This is a genomic window from Myxococcus sp. AM009 (assembly GCF_013372605.1).
GTDB classification, from domain to species: Bacteria; Myxococcota; Myxococcia; order Myxococcales; family Myxococcaceae; genus Myxococcus; species Myxococcus vastator.
The window spans coordinates 1-9,756 of the sequence record NZ_JABXEP010000212.1; the positions used below are offsets into that span (position 1 = coordinate 1).

Below are 9,756 nucleotides of genomic sequence, written 5' to 3' on the forward strand. Positions count from 1 at the left end.
CGCTTGTGCCGCTCGGCGCCCTTGTCCAGGGCCTTGATGCGCTGGAGGCCGGCGCGCAGCCTGTCGTAGGTGACGTCGTTGGGGACGACGTCCAGGCGCAACAGGCCCTCGTGGACGTAGGGCGGCGGGGAGCGGTCGAAGGCGAGCTGGATGCGCGTGGCGGTGGCGCGGGAGATGAGGGCGCGGGCGGGCTCCTTCACCTCCGCGCGGCGGGGCAGCACGGCCACCAGGTCGCCGTTGTGCAGGCGGGTGGGCAAGGGGCGGCGGTCCGCGCGGCCCAGGGTGACGAGGAAGCGGCCTCCCAGGCCGACCTCCTCCTCGATGGACTCCAGGTCCAGGACGGACAGGCCGTGCTCCTCGCGCTCATGCAGCGAGAGGCTCTGGGCGAGCGCGGCCAGGCGGGCTCTCTCCGCCTCGCGTTCCTGGGCGAGGAGCGAGCCGAGCTGGTCGAAGAAGGAGACGTCACGGGGCATGGGCCTGTCATGCCATTGGGGCAGGGCCAGGGCCAGCACTCCCGCGAAGGGAGCACCGGCCCGGCGCCTGCTTCAGCTCGACCCAGGCCTACTGAATCTTGCCGCCGCTCACGACCAGGGCGTAGTTCGCGTCCACCACGCGCGTCGTCAGGTCCGCGTCCTCGACGATTTCGTCGGCAATCACCTCCACGGTCCACGTGCCCGCGGCGGGTTCGAGGAGGAACACGTTCTCCACCGTGTCCACCGTGTTCGACACGCCGCCCGACGTGGAGACGTTGCTCGCCGTCAGGCCATTGTTGCCCCAGTAGACGACGCCGGAGGGAGACGTCACGCGCAGCGACAGGTCATTGATGCGCGCCTGCGCCGCGCCCACCGTGCCGGCGGGGTCGGTGTAGACCATGGTGACGTTGAGCTCCTTCTGTCCGGCGGGCACGGCGACGCGGTACGTGTTCGTGCCGAGCGGGAGCAGCCGGTCCGTCTCGTTGATGATGCTCGTCACGGCGGCGCGGTCATACAGCCGCTTCACGTCCGCGGTGCCCCAGCCCTGCCGCGCGCGCGTCAGGTCGCCGTTGGAGCCACCCGCGAGCCAGTTGTAGCGGTGCGCCATGTTGATCATCAGCGCCTTCGCCGTGGCCATCTTCGGACGGCTGGCGAAGACATCCGCGCCACCACCGAAGCCCGCCCAGACGCCCTCGTGCCACATCTGGAACAGCAGGCCGAAGTGCCCCGCCGTCTGCGGCGTGGCCGCGCTGGTGCCACCGAAGTTGGTGTAGGCCGTGTTGCTGGAGTTCGACGCGGAGCGGATGGAGTCGTAGTAGTACGACAGGTCCGGCTTGAGGCGGCCGTCCGCCGCCGGGCCCACGCTGGCTCCGCCGTTCCACCGGTCATCCGCGCGGTTGGTGTTGTCGTAGTGGTACATGCCCCCCACGGACACGATGTTCTTCGCCCACGCCTGTGGCCGCGAGTTCCGATTGCCGGTGTTGCTCTGCGACTGCGTGCTGAGGATGGGGTACTGGAACAGGTAGTCATCCACCTCCGCGGAGATGGTGGTGTAGCCCGTCACCTGCGCGCTGCCCACGCTGGACGTCTGGAACACGGCGCGGTACGGCCCGGACGGGTCGATGAGCTCCCGGTTGATGTCGTAGCGGGACTTGGGGCCGCCGAACTGGGAGGACTCGTTGTAGCGGTAGAAGATGCCCTGGCCGGAGGGAAGCAGGCCGCGGGCGTTCGCATCCACGCCTCGGGCGAAGTTGATGCTGTAGCAGGCGCTGCCGTGGAAGCTGCCCGTGGTGCTCGTGCTGTGGATGAGGGGCGCCGTCGCCCACTCCTGGTGCGTGGTGCGCAGCTCGGTGTCGAAGATTTCGCCGCGCACCCCCTGGCCCGTGAAGCCCTCCAGGCCCTCCAGGTAGGTCGCGCCGCCCACCTGACGGACGTTGTTGTTGTCGAGCTCACCCGGACCGCCCCAGCGGTCCACGTACTGCACGGCGTTGGAGCGCACCAGCCGCTCCAGTTGAGACTGGGTGAGGGTGGCCTCCACGCGCAGGCCGCCCGCTTCAATGAGCTCCACCGTGCCGCCCAGCGCGCGGACCAGCGAGGCGACCTCGTCCTGCCGCGCCGCGCCGCGCTCGCCCACCATGATGGAGTAGCGCTGCGGCTCCAGCTTCAGCGCGCGGCCCTGGAGGGACTCGCGCAGCACGCCTTCCACCCGGTACTCCGGATGGTACGCGCCCACCCAGCGGACATAGGGCAGCCCGGCGACGCGCTTGTGCGCGCTGGCGTTCATCTCCACGAGGAACGTGTGGTCCGTGAGGAAGCGCAGCACCTTGCCCCCCGCGGCCTTGATGGCGTCGCGGTACTCCGGCAGGGGCGTGGCGTGGAACTGCACCAGGTGCAGGGTGTTGCTGGCGTCCGCGGTGAGCAGGCCCGCGACCAGGGGCTGCGCGCCCTTGAGCGGGTCGAACCGCGCGTGCTCCAGCCGCACCAGGTACTCGGTCGCCTGCACGCGGCCCAGCAGCGCCACGCCGCCCTGGCTGTAGGCGAAGAAGTCCTGGCGCCTGCCGTCCGCCGTCTCCTCCTGCCAGGTGTGGAGCTGGACGGACGCGCGCGGCACGTCGAGCGTCTTCAGCGCATGGATGGGCTGGGCCGTCCGGTGGAAGACATGCCCGGCGCCCGTGGCAAGGGCATAAGCGCCGCTCGCCGCGCGGTCGACGCCCGCGGCGAGGCGAGCCTTCTCGACCTCGGCGCCGGTGAGGACCCGGGCGGGGCCCAGCGCCGCGGTGCTCCGGATGACGCCCGGACGCAGGTCCGGTGTGTTCGCGGCGAGCGCCGTGACGGGCGCGGACAAGCCCCAACCGAGGGCCAGGAGGGACAGCGGGGACAACGAGGACGGCAGACGCATGGCGGTGTCTCCTTGAGAGGGACTTCCGTACGGCACAACGCTTGAATCCTCGAAAAGCTAGATATGCTTGTTAATCTGCTTGATGTGAGTGTGTCAATGCATGCCCAAGTCTGGGAGTTCATTGGAATGACAGGCATTCGTGACGTTCTGCCGACACACGGGACGCGACAGATGTATCGGGTTGACTGTCTTTTTCGCGTGGCAGCGTTATGGCTGGGGCCGTCGCTGTCAGGCCCTCTCACGCGGGGCGTCCGGAGCCGCACGTCATGGACCTGGTTCTCTTCGTTGGCTTGCAGGGCTCGGGCAAGAGCAGCCTCTACCGGCGGCGTTTCGCGGCCACGCACGTGCACGTCAGCAAGGATTTGTGGCCCCACGCCGTGCGCAAGGAGGCCCGCCAGCGCCGCTCTATCGCCGAGGCGCTGGCGGCGGGCCGGTCGGTGGTGGTGGACAACACCAATCCCTCCGCGGACGTGCGCGCGCCCCTCATCGCCCTGGGGCGCGAGTATCAGGCCCGAGTCATGGGCTACTACTTCGCGTCGAAGCTGGAGGACTGCCTCGCTCGCAATGCCTTGCGTGACGGGCGTGCCCGGGTGCCGGAGGTGGCGTTGCGCGCCACCGTGAAGCAGCTCGAGCGGCCCCGGCTCGAGGAGGGCTTCGACGCGCTGTTCTACGTGACGCTGGCCGCCGACGGTGGCCTTCGCGTCCAACCCTGGGTGGAGGAACCCGATGGACCCTGAGGAGCTGGCGGCGCGAGCAAGGCAGGGCGAGGTGTTCCACAACCAGCGCATGCTGCCGGGCGCCTGGGTGGTGCTGCGCGTGGATGGGCGGGGCTTCTCTCGCTTCACGGAGGCCCGCTACGAGAAGCCCTTCGACCCGGTGTTCCACCAGTTCATGGTGCGCACCGCCAGCGTGATGCTGGAGGAGCTCCAGGGCGTCTACGCCTACACGCAGAGCGACGAAATCTCCGTGCTCTTCCGGCCGGACTGGGCGCTCTTCGACCGCTCCGTCGAGAAGGTGGTGTCCCTGGCCGCGGGCCTGGCCAGCGCCACCTTCACGCATGCGGCGGGGGTCCCGGCGGTGTTCGATGGCCGCGCCTGGCTGGGCGCCTCGGAGCGCGCGGTGCTGGACTACTTCCTCTGGCGGCAGGCGGACGGCAGCCGGTGTTCGCTGCATGGCTGGTGCTACTGGACGCTGCGCAAGGAGGGCCGGAGCGCGGCGCAGGCCACCCGCGAGCTGGACGGCAAGCCGGTGAGCTACAAGAACGAGCTCCTCTTCCAGCGCGGCATCAACTTCAACGACGTGCCCCTGTGGCAGCGGCGTGGAAGCGGGGTGTGGTGGGAGGCGTACCAGAAAGAGGGCGTGGACCCACGGGATGGCCGGCGGACCCACACGCTCCGGCGGCGGCTCAAGGTGGACTCCGAGCTGCCCATGAAGGAGTCCTATGAGCACCTGGTGCGGGGCCTGCTCGCGGCGCCAGGTGCCGAGGCGGACTGAGCCCCAGGGGCGTCAGCCCGCCGTGTCAGGGCCCCCGTTCAGGGGCAGCACCTTCCACAGCCGGGGCTTGTCGTATTGGGGCGGAATCATGCCCAGCGGCCAGCCCTGGGCGGTGACCTCCGCGTACTGGTAGCTGCGCCCGGCGTAGCGCAGCGCCGTGCCCTTGCCGGGCAGCCCCACGCCTACCGCCGCGTGGGACAGCGGGTCGGAGTACAGCACCACCGCGTCGACTCCCGCCTGCCGCAGCAGCATCACCGCGAGCACCGCCTTGGAGTCGCAGTCGCCGCGATTCTCCGCGGGGACCAGCGCCGGGGGGACGATGCCGAAGGCCTCGTGCTCGGGCAGCTCGTAGTCGATGCGCTGCACGAAGCCGAGGATGAGCTGCGTGGCCTGCGCGGCATCCAGCTTCCGCGCGCGGATGGAGGCGACGAACGTGTCGCCCAGCCTCCGCACGGGCTCGGCGTTGGTGCGCATCAGCTCCTCGTAGATGCAGCGCATGTCGGCGCTACAGCCGGGCGGTGCGTTGAACGAGAAGCGCTCCCTGCCCAGTGAGTGGTAGTGCAGCCGGCGGCCCAGCGCCGCGTGCTCATCCGCCAGCGTCTGGGCCAGCGCCGTCCCCAGGCCGTAGGCGACGTGGTGCTCGGGGGGCTGGATGCTGTCCGCCCGCCAGTCGTAATCCCGGGCCCGCCGCGGCGAGGTGCCCGGCGGGAGGAGCACCAGCCCCAAATCCACCGCGCGGGCGCCGCTGGGCTGCCCGGGCTCGGGTGGCGCGATGTCCATGCCCGCCAGATGGCCCAGCGTGCCCAGGCCACAGCAGCAGAAGCAGCTGGCGAGGCCCACCACGCCGAGCATCCACTTGAAGAACGTCTTCACGCGGGCGCGCGCAGCGTCCCTTCGGGGAGCTGGGGGAAGGGGATGAGCCCGTTGAGCGCCGCCTGGAGTCCCGGGGCGGTCAGCAGCGCCAGCACCAGCAGGATTGCGGAGAGGATGAGCGCCGCCGCGACGTTGCCCTTGCGCACCTCCGCCAGCTCGTCGATGCCCGGCGTCATCCGGTCGAACAGCAGGACGCCGGTGCCGAGCACCGTGACGCCCACGCCCAGTGAGAGCCCCACGTGCAGGACGGCCACCGCGACCAGCCGGCCCACGACCGGCAGCTGCAGGGTCGAATTCTGCACGGTGAGGTCCAGCGCGTCCGACGTGGCCTGCACCGCGTGCTGCACCAGCAGGCCCAGCGACACCAGGCTGGCGGCGTGGACGAGGCCGGCGGCGACGTTGCCCTGGCGCAGCTCCTCCGCGGGGTTGGCGCCGAGGATGCGGCTCAGGCCGCGCAGCGCGAGCCAGATGCCCAGCGCGGCGACGAGGCCGCCGAACACCACCTTGATGAGACCGACGAAAAGCAGGAGGAGGTCCATGACGAGCGAGGCGAGCCGGGCGCCCTGGATGAGCGCCCGGCCACACACTCTAGCCCGGTGTTACTGCCGGCCGAAGGCCTGCGTCCAGTAGTGCCGGTACGTGCTGCTCGGCGCGTTGAAGTAGCCGACGCCGATGTCGAGGAGCGCCGGGTTCATGATGTTGTTGCAGTGCCCGGTGCTGGACATCCAGCCGTTCACCACGGCCAGGGCCGTGGAGTAGCCGGCCGCGACGTTCTCCGCGGCGTTGCGGTACGTGTAGCCCGCCTGGTTCATCCGCTGCCAGGGCGTGGAGCCGTCCGAGCCCGTGTGGCTCATGAAGTTGTGGGTGCCCATGTCCTTGGAGTGCTTGCGCGCGGCACACCGCAGCTGGGCGTTGTTGCTGAGCGGGGGCGCGGGCGGTTTGGCCACGCCGCCACAGACGGCCCCGGCGGCGCGGCGCTGATTGACGAGCACGAGGACCTGGTCCTCCAGGTCCGTCCACGCGGCGTTCCACGTCGCCACGTCGTCGCAATACGCGGCGGCGGTGACGGTGGAGGACCCTCCCTGCGTCTCCACCGGCGGGATGACAACGCCTCCACCAGCGGGCGTCTCAGTGGGGGACTCCGGCTCACCACAGCCGGTGAACATCGCGGCACCCAGGACAGCGACAGCAAGAAAACGTGCGTTCATGACTGCTCCTTTCCACGGGGTGAGGAGCGCCATCCTGCCGCTTCACACGCGGGCAAGCGTCTATTCGTGTGCCTGGAGCACGTCGATGGCCTTCAAGAGCACCGCGTCTCTGCCCGTCGCGAAGTCTTCCGTGGTGGGTACAATCTCTTCATCCGGGACAATTCCCACGCCATGGAATGTGGAGCGGTCGGGACGAAGAACTTCCATTCCGGTGTACATGAACCGGAAGCCGCCGGGGAGCAGCAGGTTGGTGATGTTGCCGTTGGTGCCCGCGCTGCGCTGTCCCACCACCCGGACGCGGTTCGCGCCGACGAGCATGGTGGAGAAGTTCTCCGCCGCGGACACCGAGCGAGGCCCCACGAGCAGCACCAGGGGCCCCGTGTATGCGCGCGTCGTGCTTCCGGTGAAGGCGTACTGACTCTCGCGCACCTCATGCGCGTCCGGGCCCGTCCAGCGGCCCACGCGGAAGAGGGGGCTGACGTAGGGGCCTTGGATGAGATGCCGGGTGAAGTCGTAGTGGCTGAAGCCGGGGTAGCCGCGCATGTCCACGATGAGCCCCTGGGCGGCTGACGCGGTGTCGAGGTGCTGGAGGGCGGCGCCCAGGTCCGTCGTCACGTCGCTGCTCATGGTGATGTAGTAGAGCGTCGGCGCGCCCACGTCGCCCAGCCAGCCGCTGGCGCGTCGCGAGGGGGAGTAGCCGAGCGCCGCGCCAAGGTTGGCGCCAGTCCAAGGTCGGGCCTGCACGGTGCGCTCGGTGCCATCCATGGCGCGCATCACGAGCGACAGGGGCCCTGTCAGCTGAAGCAGCCTTCGCGTGGCCAGGGCGTGCCGGTAGCCGTGGGTGGCGGCGGACGTGCGGGAGAGCTCTTCCGCGTACCACTCCGCCGTGGAGCGGTCGCCCACGCGCACCAGGGTGTCGCCCGCCTGGAGCTCCGGGACGAGCGAGCGGCGGACCACCACGTCTCCTCCGGCGACCTCCTCCAGCAGCGCGGGGAGGTCGCCGATGAAGGGAGACGGTGACGCGGAGACGAAGACGTGCCCGTCCTGGAGCACGGCGCCGAAGCGGCGCAGGAGCTGAAGTGTCTGGAGTTGGCTCACGGGCGTGGCGTCCACCGCGGCCAGCGTCTCCTCCAGCCGCGCGTCGATGCCGTCCCCCACCACATGGAAGTAGGGGAAGAAGCGCCGCACGGCGCCGTGGGTGATGAGGAGCGACGCGCGCGCGATGCCGACCGTCTGCGCCACCTGCGCCGTCGTACCCGTCGGGCGCTGGCGCTGTGTCATGCCCGTGCGAGCGACCGCGGCGCTCCGGTCCAGGGCGGCAGGTGTCCCGAGCGTGGGGAGCTCGCTCAGGCTGTCGGCCAGGGCGCCGGCCAGCGCCCGGTCCGCGGGGAGTTGGTCGGGAAGCGGGCCGGTGCTGTCCTCGAGCCGCGACGTGCGAATCGACAGGCCCTGGGCCGCCAGGGGAACCCAGCGCGACTCGGCGACGGCGGTCGCGACGGGCTCACCCCACAGCCAGGCTCGCCGCGCCGTGCGCAGGTCGACCACGAAGCGCGCCGCCGCGGGCGGCAGCGTGGGGCCCGTGAGCAGCGCCACCGGCAGGTCCACCGCTCCCGAGGCGGGGTAGTCCGGCGCGGCCAGGAGGTCCGTGGTGTTGCTGTATAAACTCTGGGCGCTGTATTCGTCCGTCATGCCGTCGTTGACGCGCACGCGCGCGGAGACGCGTGGCACCGGCTGACTGCTGGCGACGGAGATGGCGCGGGTCAGGGCCTCTTCCAGCCCCGGGGCGTCGGGCAGGCCGCGCAGGTCGATGGCGACGGCCCGCGTGCCCTCTGGGAGGACGGGCTCACCCGTGCCGGGACGGATGACGGCGACAGTGTCGTGCTGCTCGACCTGGACCACGGGAAGGTCCGCGGAGGCGGTGGCCTCGTGGGCGCAGACCGAATCGAGTGCCTCCGCATAGGCCCGCGCCACGCCGTTCCAGTCGACGGTGGACCCCTCCATCGCGCCAGCGAGCGCGGCGTCGATTTCCCGGTAGTGGCTGCCGGGGCTGAAGAAGCGGACCAGGGCGTGGGCGTTGGACATCGCCAGGGCGGACGAGGACATCCCGCTGGAGCCGGGCGTGATGCGGGGGCACCAGTCCAGGGCTTGGGGCGGAGGCGGCTCGGTTGGGGGCGGGTCGTCCCCACAGGCCGTGTGGAAGGCACAGGCCGCCGCGAGCAGCCACGTGGCGAGCGTGGGCGTGGGAGGCGTTCCAGGCTTCGTCGTTTCGGGCTGGGGCATCGTCATGCCGGTGCTCTCTTCCGGGTGTGGGGAGCGCGTTTGCCCGGGGAGGAACGGCGGGAGCCCACCGGTATATCGTGGGGTGCCGGCGTGGGGCGGACCGGGCCAGGGGCCCGCCTGTCCGTGGCTGGGGAATTGAAGCCCGCCACGCGTCTCCTCTACGGTGCCGGGCCTGATTCCCGAAGGTGGAGACGCGCGGCACATGTCGGTTCCTGCGAGTGATTCAAACACCAGCGGGCGCGGGATGGGTGCCCTTCAATTGCTGCGTCATCACCCGGCGTTCCGGGCCCTGTGGAGCGCGCGAGTCATCTCCTTCACGGGGGATGCGCTCAGCCTGGTGGCGCTCATGCTGTACGTCGCGGAGCAGACGGGACAGGCGCTGGCCGTGTCCCTGTTGCTGCTCGTGGGGGACTTCGCGCCCGCCCTGCTGGGGCCGCTCACCGGGGCCATCAGCGACCGGTTCGACCTCAAGCGGGTGATGATTGCCTGCGAGCTGCTCCAGGGGGCGCTCCTGGCGCTCATCGCGCTCACGCTGCCGCCGCTGCCGGTGCTGCTGGCCCTGGTCGCCGCGCGGGCGATTGCCGGACAGGTGTTCCAGCCCGCCTCCCGGGCGGTGGTGCCCGCCTTGGTGCGGAGTGATGACCTGGAGTCCGCCAACGCCAGCGTGGGCTTCGGGACGCAGGCCGGCGAGGCGCTGGGGCCACTGCTCGCGGCGGCGATGTTTCCGCTCGTGGGGCTCCAGGGCGTGTTGCTGGTCGACGCGGCGTCCTTCTTCCTGTCAGCGGGCTTGTTGGTGGCGCTGCCGTCCGTGCCGCCCGCGCATGACGGCGCCGCGCCGCCCGTGTCGTTGTTCCGTCAGGCACGGGATGGGCTCGTCTATCTCTGGCGGGCTCGAGTGGCCCGCGTCGTCGCGCTGGGCTTCTGCGCCGTGGTGGCCTTCAACGGCGTGGATGACGTGGCGCTGGTGCTGCTCGCGAAGGACACCTTCCAGGCGGGGGACTCGGCGGTGGGGTTGCTGCTGGGCGCGGTG

8 protein-coding genes and 1 pseudogene are annotated in these 9,756 nt (G+C 70.7%); 3 read left to right on the plus strand and 6 right to left on the minus strand.

Annotation, left to right across the window (positions count from 1 at the left end):
• Positions 1 to 473, minus strand: a pseudogene (locus tag HV824_RS32465) (AAA family ATPase); the annotation flags it as partial.
• 88 nt (positions 474 to 561) lie between these two features.
• A complete protein-coding gene (locus HV824_RS32470; RefSeq protein ID WP_176420220.1) occupies positions 562 to 2,871 on the minus strand; it encodes a S8 family serine peptidase in 2,310 nt (769 codons plus the stop codon).
• A gap of 266 nt (positions 2,872 to 3,137) precedes the next feature.
• On the opposite strand from HV824_RS32470, the gene HV824_RS32475 reads away from it, so the two are divergent.
• Together HV824_RS32475 and HV824_RS32480 are read left to right on the plus strand one after the other, a co-directional pair.
• Positions 3,138 to 3,608 (plus strand): ATP-binding protein, encoded by a 471-nt coding sequence (locus tag HV824_RS32475; RefSeq protein ID WP_176420222.1) that lies wholly within the window; start codon positions 3,138 to 3,140, stop codon positions 3,606 to 3,608.
• Positions 3,598 to 4,365: a tRNA(His) guanylyltransferase Thg1 family protein gene (locus tag HV824_RS32480; protein ID WP_176424983.1), complete on the plus strand. Its 768-nt coding sequence runs from the start codon at positions 3,598 to 3,600 to the stop codon at positions 4,363 to 4,365. The genes HV824_RS32475 and HV824_RS32480 overlap by 11 nt, the downstream gene beginning before the upstream one ends.
• 12 nt (positions 4,366 to 4,377) lie before the next feature.
• Here the strand turns inward: HV824_RS32480 and HV824_RS32485 are convergent, their stop codons facing one another.
• From HV824_RS32485 to HV824_RS32500, 4 genes are read right to left on the minus strand one after another with little or no spacing between them, the layout of a single operon-like run.
• On the minus strand, positions 4,378 to 5,238 hold the full coding sequence (locus tag HV824_RS32485) for a hypothetical protein (RefSeq protein WP_176424984.1): 861 nt from the start codon (positions 5,236 to 5,238) through the stop codon (positions 4,378 to 4,380).
• Positions 5,235 to 5,825 carry a DUF350 domain-containing protein gene (locus HV824_RS32490; protein ID WP_176420228.1) on the minus strand — a complete coding sequence of 197 codons (591 nt, stop codon included), beginning with the start codon at positions 5,823 to 5,825 and terminating at the stop codon, positions 5,235 to 5,237. Before HV824_RS32490 ends, HV824_RS32485 begins: the two co-directional genes overlap by 4 nt.
• 12 nt (positions 5,826 to 5,837) lie before the next feature.
• Entirely contained in the window at positions 5,838 to 6,446 is a 609-nt protein-coding gene (locus HV824_RS32495) for a CAP domain-containing protein (RefSeq protein ID WP_255208516.1), read from the minus strand.
• A 60-nt stretch (positions 6,447 to 6,506) separates the two neighbouring features.
• The gene (locus HV824_RS32500) at positions 6,507 to 8,732 is read right to left on the minus strand and encodes a S41 family peptidase (RefSeq protein ID WP_255208517.1); all 2,226 of its coding nucleotides are present in this window, start codon (positions 8,730 to 8,732) and stop codon (positions 6,507 to 6,509) included.
• A 196-nt stretch (positions 8,733 to 8,928) separates the two neighbouring features.
• On the opposite strand from HV824_RS32500, the gene HV824_RS32505 reads away from it, so the two are divergent.
• A partial coding sequence (locus HV824_RS32505) for an MFS transporter (protein WP_255208518.1) occupies positions 8,929 to 9,756 on the plus strand: 828 nt, incomplete at its 3' end.